We start from the raw sequence: 22,088 nt of genomic DNA, 5'->3' as shown, positions 1-22,088 counted from the left end.
CGGACGGCGGCGGCAACGCCCGCGGCAGGCAACCCGATTCCCTGCGCCAATGCGCGGAATCGGAGGGTGGAACTTACTTGGTCAGGATGAGCTTGTCGTTGCTGGTATGGCGCAGGCGGTAGACGCGGTCGCCATGCTGGATCAGCACTTCGCGACGGCCTTTGAGCAGCGCCTCGCTGCTGATGAGGTCTTCTGCGGGGACGGCACGCGGCGCAGCGCGGTCGCGCAGGTTGACCGGTTCGGAGCGGAGTAGCACGGGATGAGCGGTCATGATCTGGATCTCCAATCGGTTGGCCAGACAAATAATAACCATTCTCATTTAATGATCAAGAGCCATTCTCATCTTCTCGACACGACCTTTACATGGGTTGAGCAATTTCGATTCACCATGTCTATTGAAAGGATCTAGCCACCGGTTCCACCGGCGGTTTTTACGCACGGTGACGTTGGCCTTGCTGATTACATCGCAGGTGGAAGGCACGCACTGACAAGCGAAAGCGCGACTGGCATGACGCACCTTGCCCCGCAGTGGTTGGCTGACGTGCACGACCGGTCAGATGCGGCTTCTCGCTTGTTTTGAAGCGCCCGACGAAAAAGCGTCGCAGCCAACCGTCCCGCACTTGCACCCACCGCATGGGGCATTCCTCAGCGCGTCGCCGCCTCCACCCGTGCCCAACCGTCGGCATCGACCTGGGTCAGGGTCTCCAGCGCGCCGAGATTTTCTTCCAGCTGCGTGACCCGGCTGGCCCCCAGGATCACCGTGGACACGTGCGGGTTGCGCAGGCACCAGGCGATGGCCAGGCGTGCGGGCGACTGCCCCAGCTCAGCGGCCAACGCACAGAACGCGCGGGCACGTTCCAGGCGGCGCGCTTCCGGTGCGCCCAGCACTTCGTCCTGCAGCCATTGATTGCCCGGCTGGCCGAGGCGGCTGTCCGCGTCCACGCCGGCGTTGTACTTACCGGTCAGCAGGCCCGAGGCCAGCGGCGACCAGATCGTGGTGCCCAGCCCGCCCTCGCACAGCGGCGCGTATTCGCGCTCCAGCCGGTCACGGTGCAGCAGGTTGTACTGCGGCTGCTCCATCGCCGGAGCGTGCAGGTGTTCCTGCTCGGCGATGCTGATGGCCTCACGCAACTGCTCGGCGCTCCACTCGGAGGTGCCCCAGTACAGCACCTTACCCTGGCGGATCAGGGCATCCATGCTGCGCACGGTTTCGCGGATCGGCGTGTCCGGATCGGGCCGGTGGCAGAAGTACAGGTCCAGATAGTCCACGCGCAGGCGCTTGAGCGCGGCATGGCAGGCGTCGGTGACATGCTTGCGCGAGAGTCCGCGCTGGGTCGGACGCGGGCTGTCCACCGCGCCGAAGAACACCTTGCTCGACACGCAGTAACCATCGCGCGGCAGGCGCAGGTCGGCGATCACATCGCCCATCACCTCCTCGGCGCGGCCGCGTGCGTAGACCTCGGCGTTGTCGAAGAAATTGATGCCGTTGTCCCAGGCGGCGGCAATCAGGTTGCGCGCTTCGCTGCGCCCGATCTGCTTGCCGAAGGTGACCCAGGCCCCGAACGACAGGGCCGACAGCTGCAGCCCGGTGGACCCCAGACGACGGTATTGCATTGGCAGACTCCAGCAACCTCCGCGGCGCCCTGCCCCGGATCGGCGTGCGCAGTGTAGGACGTGGTGCTACCGGGGCGACAGGGTTGCGCGGCATCGATGCCGCTCAAGGTCCCATGCCGGCAGGCACGCGCGCAAGCACCACCGGTTGTTGTCGGTTGCTGAAAGAAATGCGGAGGGCCTGGTGGTCTGCAAGTCTTTCGGAGCGTCACCATCGCTGGCGACATGCCAGTAGATGGATGGCTTACTGATCACATCGGCCACGGAGTCCGCCGGCATCAACACGTGCTTGAAGCATTGCTTGCCGATCAGCGATAGCAATGTTGGAAGCGTGGTGTCGCGTCCGGGGGCGGGACCGTGTGGCGGCATGGATGCCGCCACCGAGCCTCCAGGGACGGATTCACGGCGTGTCCCGATACCGGATGCGGCGCCGCGCTGCCGACCAGCCTCGCGTACGTGGTCTGCCAGTTTGATGTGAATGCTTCGGTTTGCTGCGGGCGCTTGCACGCGTACCGGCGTGGGACACGCCGCAAGTACGTCCATGTAGGCTCTGGCGCGGCATCCATGCCGCTCAAGGTCCCACGCCGGTACCCGCGCAAGCACCACCGGTTGTTATCGGTTGCTGAAAGAAATGCGGAGGGCATGCTGGGCTGGAGGCCCTTCGGAGCGTCCATCCTGGCGATGTGAGCAGATAAATGGCTTGCCGATTACATCGGCCAGGAAAATCCGCCGGCATCAACACCTGCTTGAAGCATTGCTTGCCGATCAGCGATAGCAATGTTGGAAGCGTGGTGCCGCGTCCGGGGGCGGGACCGTGTGGCGGCATGGATGCCGCCACCGAGCCTCCAGGGACGGATTCACGGCGTGTCCCGATACCGGATGCGGCGCCGCGCCGCCGACCGGCTCCGCACACCGATCAATCCTGTGCACGACATCTAGAGTTCCACGCGAATGCTTCGGTCTGCTGCGGGCGCTTGCACGCGTACCGGCATGGGACCCGCCGCAAGTACGTCCGTGTCGGCTCTGGCGCGGCATCCATGCCGCTCCAGGTTCCATGCCGGTACGCGCGCAGGCAGCACCGGCTTTCGTCGACGGCTGAAAGGAAAAGCGGCATCCGGTCGGGTGACCGTGCTTCGGGGTGCGGTCTTTGCGAGCGACGCACGGGCAGCGGATCGACGCCCCCGCCCCATGACCTTGCGCAAGCGCGGCTCGCCCGCCCGCGCGCAGGCAACTGCCCGCGCCCGCCCTGGCTTGCCTGCGGGCCAACGGGCGGGCCCTGAATGCTGCTCGCCTTGCCCACGGTCACCCCCTGCTCTAGGCTTCTCGTTTTGCCGTCAGCAGCCCCGGGGATTGGAATGGTCGAAGGTTTGGGAAGAATCGGTTTCGGCCTGTTCGGTCTGGCGGTGCTCATCGGCATCACCTGGCTGTTTTCGAGCAACCGCCGCGCGATCGACTGGAGGCTGGTCGCCACCGGTCTGGCGCTGCAGATTTCGTTCGCCGCACTGGTATTGCTGGTGCCGGGCGGACGCGATGTGTTCGATTCGCTGGGCAAGGGCTTCGTCAAGGTGCTGAGCTTCGTCAATGAGGGGTCCACCTTCATTTTCGGCAACCTGATGAACATCGACAGCTACGGCTTCATCTTTGCGTTCCAGGTGCTGCCCACCATCATCTTCTTCTCGGCGCTGATGGGCGTGCTCTACCACCTGGGCGTGATGCAGGTGGTGGTCCGCGCGATGGCGTGGGCGATCACCAAGGTGATGCGCGTGTCCGGCGCGGAAACCACCAGCGTGTGCGCCAGCGTGTTCATCGGCCAGACCGAAGCGCCGCTGACGGTGCGTCCGTACATCCCCAAGATGACCCAGTCCGAGCTGCTGACGATGATGATCGGCGGCATGGCGCATATCGCCGGCGGCGTGCTGGCCGCCTATGTCGGCATGCTCGGTGGCAGCGACCCCGCGCAGCAGGCGTTCTATGCCAAGCATCTGCTCGCTGCCAGCATCATGGCCGCGCCCGCCACCCTGGTGGTGGCCAAGCTGCTGGTGCCGGAGACCGGCACCCCGCTGACCCGCGGCACGGTCAAGATGGAAGTGGAAAAGACCACCAGCAACGTCATCGATGCGGCGGCCGCAGGCGCCGGCGACGGTTTGCGGCTGGCGCTGAACATCGGCGCGATGCTGCTGGCCTTCATTGCGCTGATCGCCTTGATCAACGCACCGCTGACCTGGCTGGGCGAGATCACCGGCGCCGCCGCGCTGCTGGGCCGGCCGACCAACCTGTCGACGATCTTCGGCTACGTGCTGGCGCCGATCGCCTGGGTGATCGGCACCCCGTGGGTGGACGCGACCACGGTCGGTTCGCTGATCGGGCAGAAGGTGGTGATCAACGAGTTCGTCGCCTACAGCGAGCTGTCGCGTATCGTGAAGGGCGAAGTGCCGGGCGTGGGCCTGAGCGCGGAAGGTCGGCTGATCGCCACGTATGCGCTGTGCGGCTTTGCCAACTTCAGCTCGATTGCGATCCAGATCGGTGGCATCGGCGGGCTGGCACCGGAACGCCGTCACGATCTGGCCAAGTTCGGCCTGCGCGCAGTGCTGGGCGGTTCGATCGCCACGTTCATGACCGCTACCATTGCCGGCGTGCTCTCGCATTTCGGTTGAGGCGGTGCGGGTTCATCGGTGTGACGGTCTAATCGCCGCACGCCACGTTTCATTCAGTCATTCAAGTCAAGGGTATTTATGAGTTCGGTCGTCGTTGTCGGGTCCTTCAATGTCGATCACGTGTGGCGCTGTGATGTCCTGCCTGCGCCGGGTGCCACCATCGCCGGTCGCTACAGCACCGGCCCGGGTGGCAAGGGCTTCAACCAGGCGGTCGCGGCCGCACGTGCCGGCGCCAGGACGCACTTCCTGTGCGCGCTGGGCGACGATGCCGGCGGCGCGCTGGCGCGCTCGCTGGCTGCGCACGACGGCTTTGCGTTGATCGCCGAGCCCAGCAATGAGCCGACCGGCACCGGCGGCATCTATGTCGACGCGCACGGCCGCAACACCATCGTGATCGGCGCCGGTGCCAACTCGGTGCTGAGCGCAGCGTTTGTGGACAACCAGCGCGCGCTGGTGGCCTCGTCCGGCGTGTTGCTGGCGCAGCTGGAATCGCCGGCGGAGACCATCGAGTCGGCGCTGGCGCTGGCACGCGAATGCGGCGTGCTGACCGTGCTCAACGCCGCACCGGCCAACGCGCCGACCTCGATCGGCCTGCTCAAGCTGTCGGACGTGCTGACGCCCAACGAAACCGAATTTGCGGCCCTGCTCGGCCGGCACGTCGGCGAACGCATCAATGCCGACGATGTGGCGGCGCTGGACGGCAACACGCTGCATTCGCTGTGCCGCAAGCTGCTGCCGGGCGGTACCGTGGTGGTGACACTGGGATCGGTGGGCGCCTTCATCTCGCATGCGGAAGAACAGCTGCGCGGCGACACGGCCGCGCATTACCGCGTGGGCGCGGAAAGCGCGCAGACGGTGGACACCACCGGCGCCGGCGACGCGTTCAACGGCGCGCTGGTGGCCTCGCTGGCGCAGGCGCCGACTGCCAGCTTCATCACTCACGTGCGTTTTGCCACCCGCTACGCCGCGCGCTCCACCGAAGTGGAAGGCGCCGCCACCTCGATGCCGCGCATGGTGCCCGAATCGGCCGTGTGATCCGCACGCTTCAAGCAAACAACGAAGGCGATCGCAGCGATGCGGTCGCCTTTTGCGTTCAAGGCGTCGGCATACACAGGAGACCGCTTCGATCCGCGAACGGCATGTTGAGGCCTGTCCATCGACGGACGCTACAAACCCGGCTGCGCTGAGCTTCGGTTCTCTTCATCGGATAGCAATCTGGGCGGCGGTACCTGGCGTCATGCCGCGTCGGGCACTTTTACCCTCATCCGGCGCTGACGCGCCACCTTATTCCCGATTCCCGATTCCCGATTCCCCAATCCCCCACCCAGCTACAATGCCACCATGCAGATCGGCCCCTACTCCATCGACCCGAAAGTGATCCTGGCCCCGATGGCCGGCGTCACCGACAAGCCGTTCCGGCTGCTGTGCAAGCGGCTGGGCGCCGGGCTGGCGGTGTCGGAGATGACCATCTCCGACCCGCGCTTCTGGGGCACGCGCAAATCGCTGCACCGCATGGATCATGCCGGCGAGCCGGATCCGGTCAGCGTGCAGATTGCCGGCACCGAGCCGCAGCAACTGGCCGAGGCGGCGCGCTACAACGTCGACCACGGTGCGCAGCTGATCGACATCAACATGGGCTGCCCGGCCAAGAAGGTCTGCAACGCCTGGGCCGGCTCGGCGCTGATGCGCGACGAGGACCTGGTGGCACGCATCCTCAGCGCGGTGGTGCAGGCGGTGGATGTGCCGGTGACCCTGAAGATCCGCACCGGATGGAACTGCGATCACCGCAACGGCCCGACCATCGCGCGCATCGCGCAGGACTGCGGGATCGCCGCGCTGGCCGTGCACGGGCGCACCCGCGACCAGCATTACACCGGCACTGCCGAGTACGCCACGATTGCGCAGATCAAGGCGGCGCTGCAGATTCCGGTGATCGCCAATGGCGATATCGACTCGCCGCAGAAGGCAGCGCAGGTGCTGCGCGAGACCGGCGTGGATGCGGTGATGATCGGGCGTGCCGCGCAGGGGCGCCCGTGGATCTTCGGCGAGGTGGCGCATTATTTGTCCACCGGCGAGCTGTTGCCGCCGCCGTCGTTGGCGTTCGTGCGCGACACCCTGCTCGGCCATCTGGAAGCACTGCATGCGTTCTATGGGCAGCCGCAGGGCGTGCGCATCGCGCGCAAGCATCTGGGCTGGTACGCCAAGGATCACCCGCAGAGCGCCGACTTCCGTGCGGTGGTCAATCGCGCCGAAACCCCGGAAGCGCAGCTGGAGCTGACCCGCGCGTATTTCGACGCCTTGATCGCCGGTGTGCCGCCAGCGTTGTCGGTTGCCGCCTGAGTTTTCCTGCGTTGTTGGAGCTGCAGCCATGACCGCACCAAGCGACACCCCGACCTATCTGCATGGGTTTTCGTCCACCGAACAGGCACGCCTGCTCAAACAGGCGCGCCTGCTGGAAGCCACGCTGTTCAACCAGATCGACTACAGCGGCGCACGCCGGCTGCTGGAAGTGGGCAGCGGTGTGGGCGCGCAGACCGAAATCCTGCTGCGCCGTTTTCCCGACCTGCACGTCACCAGCGTGGATCTGAGCGAGGCGCAATTGGGCGCGGCACGCGCCAATCTGGAACGGCTGGCATGGTGCCGCGAGCGCTACACGCTGCAGCAGGCCGATGCCAGCGATCTGCCGTTCGAGGCGCGTCAGTTCGATGCGGCGTTCCTGTGCTGGGTGCTCGAGCATGTGCCCTCGCCTGCGCGCGTGCTCAACGAGGTGCGGCGTGTGCTGCTGCCGGGCTCGCCGGTGTATGTCACTGAGGTGATGAACGCTTCGTTCCTGCTGCATCCGTATTCGCCCAACCTGTGGCGCTACTGGATGGCCTTCAACGATTTCCAGCACGACCAGGGCGGCGACCCGTTCGTCGGCGCCAAGCTGGGCAACCTGCTGCTGGCCGGCGGCTTTCGCGATGTGCACACCGAGATCAAGACGCTGCATCTGGACAACCGCGAGCCGGGCCGGCGCAAGACCATGATCGGGTTCTGGGAAGAAGTGCTGCTGTCGGCGGCCGACCAGTTGCGCGAGGCCGGCGCGGTGAACGCAGACACCGTGGACGGCATGCGCCGCGAACTGGCGCAGGTGCACAGCGACCCGAACGCGGTGTTCTTCTACTCGTTCGTGCAGGCGCGCGCGACGGTGTATTGAGCGGGTCAACCGCACACGCTTACGACGTACGCGTTGCCGAGCGTCTCCGCCAGCAGCCTACCGAGCGGCCGGCGCAGGCGTGGTGGCGTGTTCCAGATCGCCGGTCAGCACCGTGCCGGTGGGCTCGTGCCAGATACGGCGCCACATCTGCGCGAGCACCTCGCCGATCTGATCGCGCGCCACCGGCGCGCGGTAGGCGGCCTGGATCTGTCGCGGCGTAATCGGCTGCCATTGCCCGTCTTGGCGATGCGCCACCACGAAGTTGAAGTTGTAGTCCGGCTCCAGGCCCATGCGCAGGTCGCTGAGCATCAGCTCGTCATCGACCAGGCGTGCGCGCATGAAACCGCGATTGAACCAGGTCAACCGGCGCACCGCGTCGAAACCGGCCACCTCGCCCAGGGCCTGGGTGTTGCTGGAATAGCCGCGAAACTGCATCGGGCCCTTGTCGGCCACCAGCGAGCGTTCGCCGATCACATAACCATTGGGCGTCATCGCCACCACGCGCCACAGCAAGGTGTTGAGCGGCATCGGCACCGAGAAGCGCGGCGCATCCTTCAAGCCGAGCGCGGCCAGTGCACGGTCCGCTTCCTGGTCGACCAGGTGCTTGGCCAGCAACGACCAGCCCAGATAGGCGGAGCTGAGCGCCAGCCCGATCACCAGCGCGTGCTGCGCGACCGGCCGCGCGCGCGCAAACCATGCCACCGCGCAGGCCAGCAACAGCCATAGCGTGTAGGCCGGGTCGATGATGAAGACGCTCGACCACATTGCCGGATGCGGCTGCAGCGGCCACCACAGCTGGGTCCCGTAGACGGTGAAGGCATCCAGCAGCGGATGCGTGATCAAGGCCAACTGGATCGCCCAGAACCAGCGCTTGGGCGCAGTGGCCACGCGCCCGTTGCCGTAACGGCGAAACAGCCACCAGATCAGCCAGCCAAGCAACGGCAGCACGAACAACGAATGGCTGGCGCTGCGATGCACCGTCATCAGCGTGACCGGATCGTCGGTCAGCGGCAGCAATACCAGCGCATCGAGATCGGGCAAGGTGCCCAGTGCGGCGCCGGCCAACAGGGCAGCACGGCGCTGTCCGGCCGGTGCGATGGCGGCAGCGACGGCGCCGCCAAGAACGATCTGGGTCAATGAATCCATCGGCCGATGCTAGCAGGACGGGCATCGTCCAGTGCCATCACGTGCGTTCTGGCTGGCCGGCAGTCAGCCAGCAGCCGCGGTGCTCGCATTGCGCTGCGGCTCGCGGTCGAAAACGACGCTGCAGCCGCCGTCCGCAATCCTTGCACCAGGACAGCGAACGCTGCACGCCGCGCACATCCGATGGCACATACCGGCAGCTGCGGTCTGCCGGCAGCTGCTGCGCCTGACCAACCTCACGCCGCGCGCTGCTGCGCGGCATGAGGTTGCGGCGCCAGCTCGGCCAGCACGTCGCCGTGATGGTTGACCAGTTGCAGTGCGCCGGACTGTGTCTCGCGCAGCGCCGTCAGGCTCTCCACCCAGTCGCCGGTGTTGGCGTAGAGATGGCCGGCCTGCATGCGCAGTGCGGCGCGATGGATGTGCCCACAGACGATGCCGTCCAGATCGCGGCGCACCACATCGGCCAGGCCGGCCGCCACGAAGCGGCCGATGTAGCGCTCGGCCGCACCGCTGCGGCGCTTCAGGAACTCGGCCAGCGACCAGTAGCGCATGCCCAGGCGCCGCCGCAGACGATTGGTCAGCTGATTGCCGGTGAGGATGCGGTAATAGAGCCAGTCGCCGAATCGTTCCTGCAAGCCGCCGAAATGGGTTTGCGCGTCGTAGTCGTCGCCATGGGTGACCAGCAGCCGGCGCCCGTCCAGCAAGGTGTGGACGCTGCGTCGGCGCACCTGCATGGCCGGCATCACCAGACCGCAGAAGCGGCGGATGGCACGGTCGTGGTTGCCGGGCACGTAGATGATCTCGGTACCGCGCCTGGCCTGCGCATGCAGGGCGGCGATCACCTGCTGATGCGCCGCGTCCCAGACCGCGCGCCGCTGCGACATCCACCACAGGTCGATGATGTCGCCGACCAGATACAGGGTCTGGCAACGCTGGCGGCCGATGAACGCGGCGATCTCGGCGGCATGGCAGTGCCGCGAGCCCAGGTGCAGGTCGGACAGGAACAGGGCGCGGACGGGAGGGTGGAATGTGGACACGTGCATGCGGACATCTCCAGGGCAAAAAATGTCGGCCGCGATCGGGCGCTGCGCAGGCAGACTGCGTGCGCAGCCCGCAGGCATCGGCAGCGCGCTGACACAGATGCGCCCCGCAGCAAGCCGCGGCGTAGCGCTGCAATCGGACGCCCGCATCCCGGCTCGTGGTCGCCATGGCAGCCATGCGCCCTCGCCCCGGCACACTGTCCGACGATATGGCTCATTCCCCTCCAGCGCCGTGGCTGCACGCAGCCATGCCGCCAGGCACGCGCGCATGCTGACCGGTCAGTACGACCATTGCATGGCAAGCTGACGACACCCGGATGACCGTGCAAACCCCCGCCACGACACGGGTTTAACGCCACAGCGGGCTGTTCAGGCGCACAATGCACAGGGTTGTCGGACGGTGTATCATCCGCACCCATCTTTTCATCCGAATCAAGGGATATAAGCCTGATGTCCAGCTACCTGTTCACCTCCGAATCGGTCTCCGAAGGCCATCCGGACAAGATCGCCGACCAGATCTCCGACGCAGTGCTGGATGCCATCCTGGCCCAGGACAAGCGCGCCCGCGTGGCATGCGAGACGATGGTCAAGACGGGCGTGGCGATCGTTGCCGGCGAAGTGACCACCAGTGCCTGGATCGACCTGGAAGCGCTGACCCGCAAGGTCATTCTGGACATCGGCTACAACAGCTCCGACGTCGGCTTCGACGGCGAGACCTGTGGCGTGCTCAACCTGATCGGCAAGCAGTCGCCGGACATCAACCAGGGCGTGGATCGCAAGAACCCGGAACAGCAGGGCGCCGGCGACCAGGGCCTGATGTTCGGCTACGCGACCAACGAGACCGACAGCCACATGCCGGCCGCGATCCATCTGGCGCACCGCCTGGTCGAGCAGCAGGCCAAGATCCGCAAGAAGAAGAACTCGGCGCTGTCCTGGCTGCGTCCGGACGCCAAGTCGCAGGTCACCCTGCGCTACGAAGACGGCGTTGCGACCGCGATCGACGCGGTGGTGCTGTCGACCCAGCACGATCCGGGCATCAAGCAGAAGGATCTGGTCGAGGCCGTGCGCGAGGAAATCCTCAAGCCGGTGCTGCCGGCCAAGTGGCTGCACAAGGGCACCAAGTTCCACATCAACCCGACCGGCAAGTTCGTGATCGGCGGGCCGGTGGGCGATTGCGGCCTGACCGGCCGCAAGATCATCGTCGACACCTACGGCGGCTGGGCGCGTCACGGTGGCGGTGCGTTCTCCGGCAAGGATCCGTCCAAGGTCGATCGCTCGGCAGCCTACGCCGCGCGCTATGTGGCCAAGAACGTGGTGGCTGCCGGCCTGGCCGACCGTTGCGAAGTGCAGGTCTCCTACGCCATCGGCGTGGCCGAGCCGACCTCGATTTCGGTCACCACCTTCGGCACCGGCAAGATCGCCGACGAGCAGATCGAAAAGCTGATCCGCAAGCATTTCGACCTGCGTCCGTTCGGCATCATCCAGATGCTCGACCTGATCCACCCGATGTATCAGCAGACCGCGTCCTACGGCCACTTCGGCCGCAAGCCGAAGGACTTCTCCTACACCGACGCAACCGGTGCGCAGCACACCGCCACCGCGTTCTCGTGGGAAAAGACCGACCGCGCCGACGCCCTGCGCGCCGACGCCAAGCTGAAGTAAGCCAACCGCTCCTGCGGGAGTGAAACTGGCAAGAAGTGCAGATGGGCCGCAGATGCGGCCCATCTGCGTTTTGGCGAAATGCGTACCGTCATCGAGGCTTGCGTGGGAAGCATCGCCCGCCGATCAGCAGTGGCAGTGTCGGAAGCGCGGCGCCGCGTCCGGAGGCGGGACCGTGTGGCGGCATGGATGTCGCCACCGGGCCTCCAGGGATGGATTTACGGCGTGTCCCGACACCGGATGCGGCGCAGCGCTGCCGACCGACTCCGTACACCGATCGATCTTGCGCACGACATCTGGCGTTTTCATGCGACTGCTTCGGTTTGCTGAAGGCGCTTGCACGCGTACCGGTGTGGGACACGCCGCAAGTACGTCCATGTAGGCTCTGGCGCGGCATCCATGCCGCTCAAGGTCCCACGCCGGTACCCGCGCAAGCACCACCGATCATTGTCGGCAACCGATCATTGTCGGCAACTGAAAGAAAAGCGGCGGCTGGTTGACTGGTCGTGACCTGGATCTTGTTCCATCGGTTCCATGCAGATGCTTCGATGAGCTGAAGGTGGCTGCACATCGCAGCCCCGGCATTGCGTTCAAGGCTCGCGTTGCAACTGTTGCTCCAACGCCTGAGCGAACGCCTTCAACGGGCACGCCATCCGTTGCTCTGCTGTGCAAACGCCAAGCGCCAACTTTTGCTGCAACGGCGGATGTTCAAGATTTAGCGGCGCCAGCGTCCGCAGTTGATCCAGCGATTGCGCAAGATACCGCGCATGCACCACCTGCTGCCCATTCGGTTCGCGCCATAGCTCCAGCAGCAACGCGCCGCCCGGCGGCGGATCGTCGGCGCCGTAGCCGGGGAGATGAAAGTGCACGCCCAGCAAACCGCTCAACGCGGCGATATGCGTGTCGCTGCCAACGAAGACCGAGACCTTTGGCGCCTGCATATCGCCAAAGCGCTGCAGCACTTCGCGCGCCAGCGGTGCGCCCGAACGTGAGGCCATGTAATGCGGACGCGCGTAGATGTCGAACAACAAGGCATGCAGGCGCGAGACCTGCGCCAGCCGCTCGGGTGTGGCGCGGCCCCAGCCGACCTGCGACAGCGGCAGGCCTTCGGCGTATTGCAGCAGCAACACCTCGCCGGTGCCGGAGGTCAGGTCGATCGGCCCACCCAGGGCCAGGCCGCGCCCGTTGGCCGATGGTGCCAGCGTGGACGGCATCTGCGCGAAGTCGCAGGGCGTGCGCGTGCAACCCAGAATCTGCTGCATTGCCTGCAACTCGGCTGGGTGCCCTCGCAGCAATGCGGCGGGGCCACCGGTTTGCTTTTCGATCGCCGCAACTGCCGCCGTGCCATCGAACGGCACCGCGCCGGCTTCGATCGGGCGGAACAACGGATCGTTGCTGCCGGCCTGGCGATGTCCGGCGACGATCCCGCAGCCCGGTGCCAGCGCCTCGGCCAGCAAGGCGCCGCTGTCGATGGTGCGCTGATCGGTATTGGCCCAGACCGACACGCTGCCTGCTGACGGGCAGCCGCTACGCGGCAACACGCCCTGCTGCGCCAGCCACTGGCGCAGATAGTCGCCGCTCAACTGCACGCCGAAGCGCCCGTGCGGCGTCAGCAGGCTGGCCGGTGTGGACCATTGCGGCCACGGCGCGTCTGCATAGTGCGCGGCGGCGGCTTCGCCCTGCAGCGGTGCGCGCACGCCGTGCCGGAAGACAACCACCACGCGTTCCAGTTGCGCGGTCTGCGCGATTGCGGGCGGCCCGGGCGGACGCGGCGTGCAGCCGATCAGCAGCAACGCGCCGAGTGCGAGTGCCGGCATCCGCCATCGTGGCCGCAGCGCTGCCGTCGAACGTTGCCTTACGCCTGCGTGCAACGGCGCGACGATCCTGCACGACGGCAACGACGTGATCCCCATCGCGTCGTTGCCGTCATCGCCTGCGGGCGTCTGTTCACCACCCTGCCCCGTTTTCTTCGCGTGGCTGAAACCCATATCTGTCGGTCATCCCGTTGTTCATCGCGGAATTTACCGGGCCAATGTGCAAGGCAGACGACACCTGGCGGAACTTATCCAACATGTCCGGGAAGCTGCCACGCGGCGATGAATGCTCGGAAGCAGTCGCACGGTTGCGGTACCAAGAGCGGCCAACACAAGAAAGCTGGCGGTCGTCAGGTGGGAGCGGACGCGCGCCCAGAATTGAAATGTACGAGTGGTCCGTGCCGCTTCCTAGCGCCGGCCGCCCCGCATGCCGGCGGCTCGGTCGGTGTGTTGGCCGCTCGAAGTGCCGCATCAGTCTTGTCCACCTGCAACTCACCGCATGGTGTGCCGCTTTGAGTAGATCCCCGCGCACCGACCGTCTGGATGCACTGCATGAGGCAGCGGCGTACTGACATGAGGTGGACCGGCATCCGTCCATCGACACACGCCTGCGCAGCGCGCCAGCTGTCCGGGATCGTCGTACTCCTGCGCCTGCATGCGACTGTATGCGTGCAGATCGGCCCGCACTCAGGTGCGCAGGAAGATTTCCACGCGTCGGTTAAGTTGTCGCCCGCCGGGGTTGTCCTGCCCATCCAGCGTATTGGGTGCCACCGGTTGCGATTCGCCATAGCCTTTCGCGCCGGCCGACTGCGCGGCACCGCGGGTGCGTAATGCGGCCAGCACCGCCTCGGCGCGGCGCTCGGACAGCGCCTGGTTATAGGCATCGCTGCCCTTGGCATCGGTATGCCCGCGAACCTCCATGTCCTTGGCGCTGACCTTGCCGAGTGCGGCCGCCAGCACGTCGAGCACGCGCGCGGCGTCGGGGCGGATTTCGGCCTTGTCGAAGTCGAACAGGATGCGCTCGTTCAAGGTGATCAGATAGCCGCACGGTGCGCCGGGAAGTGCGAACTTCTGCAGCAGCGGGAAGCGCCCGGCCGGCGGCACCTTCGGCAGCGGCGGCATGCGCACTTCGCGCGGCGGGGTACCGACGGTGCCGGTGCCATTGCCGCGGTTCTGCACCAGTCCGTCCGGACCGTTCCAGGTTCCCGAGCCGTCGGCGTTGATGGTGATCAGACCGCGCGGGCCGTTCCAGGTGCCGCTGCCATCGCCGTGGTTGTCGACCAAGCCGCTCTTGTCGCTGTTCCAGGTGCCTGCCCCCTTGCCATCCAGACTGATCAGGCCGGCCGGGCCGTTGTAGGTACCGGCGCCGCTGGCCTGGACCTGGATGATCGCGTCGTCGCCACCGGCGCCGCTGGCGTTGATGGTGCCGCTGCCGTCGGCATTGACGCGGATCAGGCCGCCGTCGAAGTTGGCGGTACCGCTGCCATCGGCCTTGAGGTCGAACAGCCCGCCGTCGCCGTTGCGCAGCAGATTGCCGTTGGCATCGACACTGGTGATGCCGGCGTCGTTGATCAGGCTGCCGCCATCGCCGCAGCGTGCCGGCGTCACGCTGACGCCTTCGATCGGGTCGAGAACGTCCTGCAGCGAGGCTTCCAGTGCGCGCTGGGCCGGGGTCACGCCGGCAATCTCCGGCACCACGATCAACGGGATGGCCGGGAACTCGGGCACCGCTTCATCGGCGACCGGTGGCGATGCGGACGGAGGCGCTGCGGTCTGCGCTGCCGGCGGCGTGGCGCCCGCAGGGTCGGCTGCCTCGCGTTGACCTTCGCCGCGGCCGCAACCGGACAGCAGCAAGGGCACCCAGATCACTGCCGACAGCGTCTTGCGCATTGCGTCTTCCCTGGTTCGAGCGTGTTCGAGAACCGCCTGATAGCACGGGCCAGGTAAACAACGCGCTAAACGCGGCCAACGCAACGACTACGCGACCGTCAGGCAGTGCGGTGGTGCCGGGATCGGCATGCTCGTGTACTCCGGCTACTGCGCGTCGTCCGCACCCACCGGATGACCGCGCGTTGCCCAGGTTGGCCGGCCTAGGCATGAGCAATCACAACGCCGGGACGCGTACCGGACAATGGTGCGCATTGGCAGCGGACAAACTCCACACCCCGCGGTGCGTGACTAGCAGCCACGTTTTCCAGCGATGGTGCAGCGCACTCAGAACGTCGCCGGCGTCGCAGCCGGGCGCGCGGCCTGCGCCTGGTTTGTGTCTGCCGCTTCCGATTGCAGCTGCTCGTGCAGGATGCGGCGGATTTCCAGAATCGCCTGCGGGGTTTCCTGCACGCTGTGCCAGGAGGTCACCACCAGCTCCGACTCGGCACCGTCCAGATGCGCGCTGCGATACGGCACCAGGCCATCGTCGGAATCGGCCAGCGGCACCTGCGGTTTTTCGCGTCCGACGATGGTGTGGTAATGCACCTGCGGGGAGATCGGCAGGTCCATGCTGGCGCGCACGAACGGGTCGGTATCGCGCAGGTTGTCGATGCTGGTCGGCGGCAGCAGGCGCCGCTTGCGTCGCGGGTCGCCGCCCTGCGCGCGCCGCTCGCTACTGGCCAGGTCCTGAAACACATCGCCGAAGCGATCCAGCAAGGCGATCGGCAAACGCACCAGGCGGCCGACGAAGCGCCCGAGCCCACCTTCGGCCAGGGGCGTGCCGCGATGCGGCGCGGCGATGAAGATGGCGCGGTCGACCTGCGGCATCGGCGAAAAATGCAGCAACGGCGACAACTTCGCGCGCACGCGTGCGCCGCGCTCGCCGTCCAGCCGGTAGTTTTCCAGCAGGGAATTCCACAGGCGCTCGCCCGACGAAGACACCAGCAGGCGCCCGATCACCCCGCCCATGCTGTGGCCGATCAATACCATGTCGTGCGATGCGATCGCCGTGCCGGACGGATCGAAGTGCTGCAGGCTGCGCTCCACCAGAGCCTGGATTTCGGCGCGGTTGACCGCCACCGGCGCATTGGTGGGGTAGTACACCTGCCAGATCTGGTAGCGCTGGCGCAGTGCTTCATCGCCCATCACTTCGTTGGCGACATTGACCCAGGCTTCCGGGCTGCTGGCAAGGCCATGCAGCATCAGCAGCACGCGTCGGTCCGGGTCGTAGGGCTGCATCAGATACAGATGCGGGCGGTCGATGCCGCGCGCGCTGCCCAGCATCGAGCGCAGGGACTGCGCGGCAAACCCGGACCTGGCCAGCCACAAGCCATACGCGGCGGTGAAGTTGGCCGCCAGCGGCACGCGCTGGCCATGCAGTACCACTTCGTTCTGGCGATACGGATCGTAAGGCACCACGGTGACGCCACGACCGCGCAGCACCGCATCCAGCGTATCGCCCTCGAAGCGCAGCAGCAGCGTTGCCGGTGCATACGGCATCTCGCTGAAGGTGGGCAGCGGACGCTCAGGTGTCGCGACGGCGGCAGCAGATTGTTGCAAGGCCAGTCCAGCAGGGTCGCCGACCACCTGCGGGTCCACCTCGGCCACCAGTTCGGCGCCGAAGCCGTCGCGTCGATACGTGCTGCGCAGCCCATCGAAGCGCAACGCCGAGGCGGCGAAGATCGCGCGCGGCGTGTTGCCGCCGCCCGGCAACCGATACGCTGACATGTCGATACCCACCTGCCAGCGGCCTATGCTGGTCGGTTCGCGCTCGCTCTGGCCGGTCTGCTGCGCGCGTGCGAACAGGCGTTCGATCACCTGCTGCACGGCGTAGTTGTAATAGTCGCGCACCTGCGTCTGGCGATTTTCGAACGCACGCGCACTCGGTGCCCGATCGGTGAAAAACAGATACGCGTACGCATGCCGCGCGGCCTCCAGCCAGGCGTCGACTGCGGCATCGCTCATGGTTGTCGGGTCGCGCCCGCCCAGCGCAATCGCATGCGCGGTCCATAGCTCGGCCTGCGTTGCCAGCCGGCGCTCATCGCCGATGCCTGCGACGGTGGCGAGTTGCTGCAGGCAGGGCAGCGGGTCGCTGCGGCAGGCCTTGGGTTGCAGACCGGCCACCTGCACCGTCTCGCCGCTGGCCTGGCTCAACGCGCCAGTGCTGAGCACATCGCCACGCGTGCGCGCGATGAAGTCGCCGCTGCTGTGCGATTGCACCGTGACCATGGCGCAGCCACTCAGCCACAGGCTCGCCAGTACACCCGCCAGCACTGCAGCGGTACGACATCCACGCAGGCAAGCCTTCACCGGGGTGCGCTCGCGGTGGCCCCAGGCGCCGGTGCCTGCGGCATGCCGGCGCGGATGCGCTCGGAGAAATCGGCCGCCTTGTCGGCGGCGATCGCACGTGCGGTGAAATGCCCACGCTGCTTCAGCGTCGCGAAGTCGTAGCCGGGCATCAGCCCCTCGTGATCGTAGGCGTATGCGTCGGCGTAGCCGGACAGCAGCAGGCGATGATCCAGCGGCAATGTGGGCTGCAATTGCCGCGCCAACGCAAACACGATCGTGGTGCAGTTGCTGGTGAGCGTGTTGTAGAACGCCGGCGCGCGATTCAAGTCGTTGGCCAGGCCCACGTAGCCCATGAACATGCGGCGCAGCCCGGCCTTGGGAATCGCCAGCCGATACAGATACATGTCCTCGCCGCGCACATTGGTGCGCACGCGCAGGATGTCGCGCTCGTCGGCGGCTACCAGGGTCTCTTCGAAACTGCGAAAAAACCCGCCCAATGCCGAGAACGACTCGTCGCGTTCCTTGCGGATTTCCAGCGAGAACACCACGTGCGAGCCGTCGTCGAAACCGAACGACACCAGGGTGTGCGCGATCGCCGGGCCCATCCAGTACGACAGCGCCAGATCGGCACTGACCAGACGGTCCAGATCGTACTGGCGGGTTTCCCAGCGCGGCTGGTAGTCGGTTTCGCTGTGCCAGTCGAAATTGCGCACGTTGTGCAGCGTGACGATGTTGCCGTGCACCTCGGGCTGCAGGCGCTGGGCGACATCGTCGGCCCAGTCGCGGTCCTGGCTGGGCTGCATCATCCACCACGACACCGCCAGCACCGCAAATGCCGCACTGAAGATGCCCACCAAGGCCCAGTTCTCCCGGCCACGGCGCAGGCCACACAATGCCGCGATTGCCATCGCGCACCACGAGCCCACCCACGCTGCGCGCACGAACGCGTTGCCGGTCAGTGCGAAGTAGATCGCCAGCCCGCCCCAGAGCGCGGCCAGCACCAGCGCCACCCGCAGCGCCCAGCGCCTGATGCGCGAACGCGTGGCCGATTTCATCGGGTGCCGCCTTCCGGTACCTGCATGCCCAATGCGTGCATCAACAGATCGGCCGAACGATGGGCGAGGCGTTTGCGTTCGGATTCGTCATTGCCGCGCAGGCAGCTGCCCAGCATGTCGATCACCAGCAGCAGCTGTTCGTCGTCGACATCGGCGCGGCACAGGCCGGCGTCGCGGGCGCGATGCACGAACGGCAGGAAGATGCTCACCACGCGCCGGTCGGCGGTTTCCACCGCCGGGTGCGCGCGTTCGATGGACCGCCAGAAATCCACCAGCGGCGCGGACTGGGCGATGTGCTCGGCCACGTCGTGCAGCAGCACGGCCAGTCCGTCCGGGCGCTCGGCCAGATCGGCGGCCAGCCGCTCCAGGCCATCCAGGCCACGGGTCATCAGCGCGGTCATCAGCGCAAGCCGGTCGGGGAAATTGCGGTACAGCGTGGCGCGGCCAAGGCCGGCACGCTCGACCACCAGCTCCAGCGGGGCATTGACGCCGTGTTCGCTGAACACTTCGTCGGCGGCATCGAGTATCTGCCGGCGGCGCAGCGCGGCATCAGGGCGGGAAGTCGTCATCGTGGCATTATCGGACAGATTTGTCCGGTTACGCCAGAGTCCGCTTGCCGATTCCGCGCCCTCTCCGACCAACGGTCGGATCGGGTTGGACAATCGAATCCGACGGTCCAATCAGCGAACCGGATCAGCCGGTGTTCTGCACGCCTTGCGAGACGCCGTTGACGCAGGCGACCAGCGCGCGCAACAGCTCGTCGTCTTCGCCATCGGTGGCACGCCAGCGTTGCAGCAGGTCCACCTGCAGCACGCTGATCGGGTCGATGTAGGGGTTGCGCAGGCGGATCGACAAGGCCAGCCGCGGGTCGTGCTGCAGCAGCGACTGCTGGCCGGTCAATGCCTTCACCCAGCCCTTGGTCAGCGCCAGCTCGGCGCCGATGCCCGGGAAGAACCGCTCGTGCAGGTCGCCCGACAGCCGCGAGAACAGCTCGGCGATGGTGAGGTCGCCCTTGGACAGCACCATCGCCACGTCGTCGAGAAAGGTGCGGAAGAACGGCCAGTCCTGCGCCATCTCGCGCAAGGTGTCTTCGTGCCCGGCATCCACCGCCGCCTGCAGGCCGCTGCCCACGCCGTACCAGCCCGGGATCACGGCACGCGCCTGGCTCCAGGCAAACACCCACGGAATCGCGCGCAGGTTGGACAAGGCCGCGTCCTGGCCAAGCCGGCGCGACGGGCGCGAGCCCAGCGTCATGCGTTCGATCACATCGATCGGCGTGGCGCGGCGGAAATACTGCATGAAATCCGGCGCGCCGACGAAGGCGCGATATGCCACGGTGCTGCGTTCGGCGACCAGGTCCATCACCGGCCGCCAGCGATCCTCGCGCGGCTCGGGCGCACGCGGGCGCAGGCTGGACAGCAGCACCGCGCCGGTCATCTGTTCCAGCGAGCGCAGCGCCAGGGCACGGATGCCGTACTTGCGATGGATCACCTCGCCCTGCTCGGTCACGCGCAGCCGGCCATCGACACTGCCGCGCGGCGCGGCATCCAGCGCGCGGCTGGTCTTGCCGCCGCCACGTGCGATCGAGCCGCCGCGGCCGTGGAAGAAGGTCAGCCGCACGCCCAGCTCGGCGGCGGCTTCGAGCAGTTCCACCTGCGCGCGCTGCAGCCCCCAGCGCGAGGCGGTGATGCCGCCGTCCTTGCCGCTGTCCGAATACCCCAGCATCACCATCTGCGTATCGCCGCGCGCGGCCAGGTGCTGGCGGTATACAGGGTCGGCCAGCAGATCCTGCACGGTGCCGGTGCCGCCGCGCAGATCGTCCACGGTTTCGAACAGCGGCACGATATCCAGCGGTACCGCGCCGGCGTCGTCGACCAGGCCGCCGCGCCGCGCCAGCGCCAGCACGGTGAGCACGTCGGCGCGGTTGTGCGCCATCGAGATGATGTAGCTGCCCAGCGCATCGGCGCCGTGGCGGCTGCGCGCATCGGCAAGCGCGGCAAACACCGCATCCAGCCGTGCATTGCCTTCGTCATCCACGCGCGGCAACGCCTGCTCACCGGCTGCATACGGACCGAGCAATGCAGCGCGCTGCCTGGCATCCTGTTCGTCCCAATCTGCCTGGCCGAGTGCATCGGCCACCGCACGCGCATGCACGCTCGATTCCTGGCGCACATCCAGCCGCGCCAGGTGGAAGCCGAAGGTGCGCACGCGCCACAACAGGCGACGCACCGCGAACCAACCGGCATGCAGGCCCTTGTTGGCCTGCAGGCTGTCCAGGATCAATTGCAGGTCGTGTTCCAGCTCGGACGGGCTGGCGTAGGCACCCTCGGCATCGTCCAGCGTGGCCTGCAGGCGCGCGCGCATCAGATCGTTGAGCAGCCGGTACGGCATGTCGCCGTGGCGCGGACGCGAGCGTGCGGCGTCCTCCGGCAACAGCGCGCGATAGCGCTGCAGTTGCTCGCTCAATGCCGGGCTCACCGCCACCAGCGTGGTCGACTGGCTGAGCAGGCTGGCCAGTTGCCAGAGTTCCTTCTGATAACGGTCCAGCACCGCACGCCGTTGCGCATCCAGCGTGCCGGCAATGGTGACGGCATCCACGTTGGGGTTGCCGTCCATGTCGCCGCCGACCCAGGTGCCGAAGCGCAGCAACCGCGGCAGGGTCGGCACGCTACCGTAGGTTTCTTCGATGGCGTGTTCGAGGGTTTCGTACATCACCGGGACCACGCGATACAGCACCTGGGTGAGATAGAAGCCCACATGCTCGCGCTCGTCCTCCACGGTGGGGCGCACCGGCGAGGAGTCGGCGGTCTGCCAGGACGCGGTCAAGGCCATGCGGAAGCGCGCCGCGTCGGTGGCGCGCTCGTTGGGCGTACGCATGCCGTCCAGGTTGTCGACCAGGCTGGCGACCATCAGCTGCTCTTTTTCCAGCAGCGCGCGGCGCACCGCCTCGGTGGGATGCGCGGTGAACACCGGCTCCACGTCGATCCGCGGCAACCACTCGCTGAGTTCGTCCAGCGTCACGCCCTGCGCCTTGAGCCGGCGCAAGGCATCGTGCAACCCGTCCGGCTGCGGCGTGTCGGTGCCGCTGCGCTGGTATTCGCGGCGGCGGCGGATGCGGTGCACGCGCTCGGCGATGTTGACCACCTGGAAATAAGTGCTGAAGGCGCGCACCAGCGACTCGGCCTCGCGCGGCTCGCGCCCGGCCAGCTGCTCGCTCAGCGTCGACGGCGGTGCATCGCTCTCGCGGCGCGCGATCGCCGTGGTGCGGACGCGTTCGATCTCATCGAGGAATTCCGCAGAGACCTGCTCGGCGAGCAGGTCACCGACCAGTGCACCGAGCCGACGCACATCGTCGCGCAAGGCAAGATCGGGGGTAGCGAACACAAGACTGCTGCGGTACTCGTTCATCGGAAACGCACACCCTCTCAAGCGCAAAGTCGTCGAAGACTAACCCAAAAGGATTAGATGATCGCGACCGGCACGACGGTTTCAACACCAACCATCGTGTGCTGGCGCTCCCTGCCGATGGCCCTCGTAGGAGCGCGCTGGCGCGCGAGGGGGCTTTCCCGGTGATGCCCCATCGCGGGCAGGTCCGCTGCTACGCGAGGTGGCTGTCCTGGTCATGCTGCGTCGCGCCCGGGTGCGCTCCTACCGGTGATCGCGGCAATCGCGTGGACGGCGCAGCGAATCTTCCCGGG

15 protein-coding genes are annotated in these 22,088 nt (G+C 66.8%); 5 read left to right on the top strand and 10 right to left on the bottom strand.

Going from position 1 to position 22,088, the window contains the following annotated elements; genetic code table 11:
• Nucleotides 1-73 precede the first annotated feature (73 nt).
• Both hemP and ABQY74_RS04530 read right to left on the bottom strand, forming a co-directional pair.
• On the bottom strand, nt 74-313 hold the full coding sequence (gene hemP / locus ABQY74_RS04535) for a hemin uptake protein HemP (RefSeq protein WP_024938306.1): 240 nt from the start codon (nt 311-313) through the stop codon (nt 74-76).
• Nucleotides 314-645: 332 nt separating this feature from the next.
• A complete protein-coding gene (locus tag ABQY74_RS04530; protein ID WP_349793634.1) occupies nt 646-1,614 on the bottom strand; it encodes an aldo/keto reductase in 969 nt (322 codons plus the stop codon).
• Nucleotides 1,615-2,966: 1,352 nt separating this feature from the next.
• Here ABQY74_RS04530 and ABQY74_RS04525 point away from each other — a divergent pair.
• The 4 genes from ABQY74_RS04525 (at nt 2,967) to ABQY74_RS04510 (ending at nt 7,461) form a co-directional block, all read left to right on the top strand.
• A complete protein-coding gene (locus ABQY74_RS04525) occupies nt 2,967-4,265 on the top strand; it encodes a NupC/NupG family nucleoside CNT transporter (protein ID WP_016903833.1) in 1,299 nt (432 codons plus the stop codon).
• Between the two features lie 78 nt (nt 4,266-4,343).
• A complete protein-coding gene (locus tag ABQY74_RS04520; RefSeq protein WP_039530636.1) occupies nt 4,344-5,300 on the top strand; it encodes a ribokinase in 957 nt (318 codons plus the stop codon).
• Nucleotides 5,301-5,606: 306 nt separating this feature from the next.
• Nucleotides 5,607-6,605: a tRNA dihydrouridine synthase DusB gene (gene dusB, locus ABQY74_RS04515; RefSeq protein ID WP_047128152.1), complete on the top strand. Its 999-nt coding sequence runs from the start codon at nt 5,607-5,609 to the stop codon at nt 6,603-6,605.
• A gap of 28 nt (nt 6,606-6,633) precedes the next feature.
• Nucleotides 6,634-7,461 (top strand): class I SAM-dependent methyltransferase, encoded by an 828-nt coding sequence (locus ABQY74_RS04510; RefSeq protein ID WP_047128151.1) that lies wholly within the window; start codon nt 6,634-6,636, stop codon nt 7,459-7,461.
• A 57-nt stretch (nt 7,462-7,518) separates the two neighbouring features.
• Here the strand turns inward: ABQY74_RS04510 and ABQY74_RS04505 are convergent, their stop codons facing one another.
• Nucleotides 7,519-8,607: a metal-dependent hydrolase gene (locus ABQY74_RS04505; RefSeq protein WP_184353386.1), complete on the bottom strand. Its 1,089-nt coding sequence runs from the start codon at nt 8,605-8,607 to the stop codon at nt 7,519-7,521.
• Between the two features lie 233 nt (nt 8,608-8,840).
• A complete protein-coding gene (locus tag ABQY74_RS04500; protein WP_349794235.1) occupies nt 8,841-9,647 on the bottom strand; it encodes a UDP-2,3-diacylglucosamine diphosphatase in 807 nt (268 codons plus the stop codon).
• 447 nt (nt 9,648-10,094) lie between these two features.
• On the opposite strand from ABQY74_RS04500, the gene metK reads away from it, so the two are divergent.
• Nucleotides 10,095-11,306 carry a methionine adenosyltransferase gene (gene metK, locus ABQY74_RS04495; protein WP_024938312.1) on the top strand — a complete coding sequence of 404 codons (1,212 nt, stop codon included), beginning with the start codon at nt 10,095-10,097 and terminating at the stop codon, nt 11,304-11,306.
• 587 nt (nt 11,307-11,893) lie between these two features.
• Here metK and ABQY74_RS04490 read toward each other — a convergent pair.
• The 6 genes from ABQY74_RS04490 to ppc all read right to left on the bottom strand — a co-directional run bounded on the left by ABQY74_RS04490 (nt 11,894) and on the right by ppc (nt 21,798).
• A complete protein-coding gene (locus ABQY74_RS04490; protein WP_349794233.1) occupies nt 11,894-13,120 on the bottom strand; it encodes a histidine-type phosphatase in 1,227 nt (408 codons plus the stop codon).
• A 684-nt stretch (nt 13,121-13,804) separates the two neighbouring features.
• A complete protein-coding gene (locus tag ABQY74_RS04485; RefSeq protein ID WP_349794231.1) occupies nt 13,805-15,007 on the bottom strand; it encodes an OmpA family protein in 1,203 nt (400 codons plus the stop codon).
• A 324-nt stretch (nt 15,008-15,331) separates the two neighbouring features.
• On the bottom strand, nt 15,332-17,275 hold the full coding sequence (locus ABQY74_RS04480; RefSeq protein ID WP_349794229.1) for an alpha/beta hydrolase: 1,944 nt from the start codon (nt 17,273-17,275) through the stop codon (nt 15,332-15,334).
• A gap of 77 nt (nt 17,276-17,352) precedes the next feature.
• Complete coding sequence (locus ABQY74_RS04475; protein WP_349794227.1) at nt 17,353-18,390, bottom strand: DUF4105 domain-containing protein; 1,038 nt, start codon at nt 18,388-18,390, stop codon at nt 17,353-17,355.
• On the bottom strand, nt 18,387-18,959 hold the full coding sequence (locus ABQY74_RS04470) for a TetR/AcrR family transcriptional regulator (protein ID WP_016902213.1): 573 nt from the start codon (nt 18,957-18,959) through the stop codon (nt 18,387-18,389). The genes ABQY74_RS04475 and ABQY74_RS04470 overlap by 4 nt, the downstream gene beginning before the upstream one ends.
• 124 nt (nt 18,960-19,083) lie before the next feature.
• A complete protein-coding gene (ppc, locus tag ABQY74_RS04465; RefSeq protein ID WP_349794225.1) occupies nt 19,084-21,798 on the bottom strand; it encodes a phosphoenolpyruvate carboxylase in 2,715 nt (904 codons plus the stop codon).
• Nucleotides 21,799-22,088: the final 290 nt, after the last annotated feature.

This window comes from Xanthomonas sp. WHRI 7064 (assembly GCF_040202355.2).
Lineage (GTDB): Bacteria > Pseudomonadota > Gammaproteobacteria > Xanthomonadales > Xanthomonadaceae > Xanthomonas > Xanthomonas arboricola.
The sequence above is the reverse complement of the archived record's forward strand: the minus strand, read 5'-3'. Positions and strand labels throughout refer to the sequence as shown.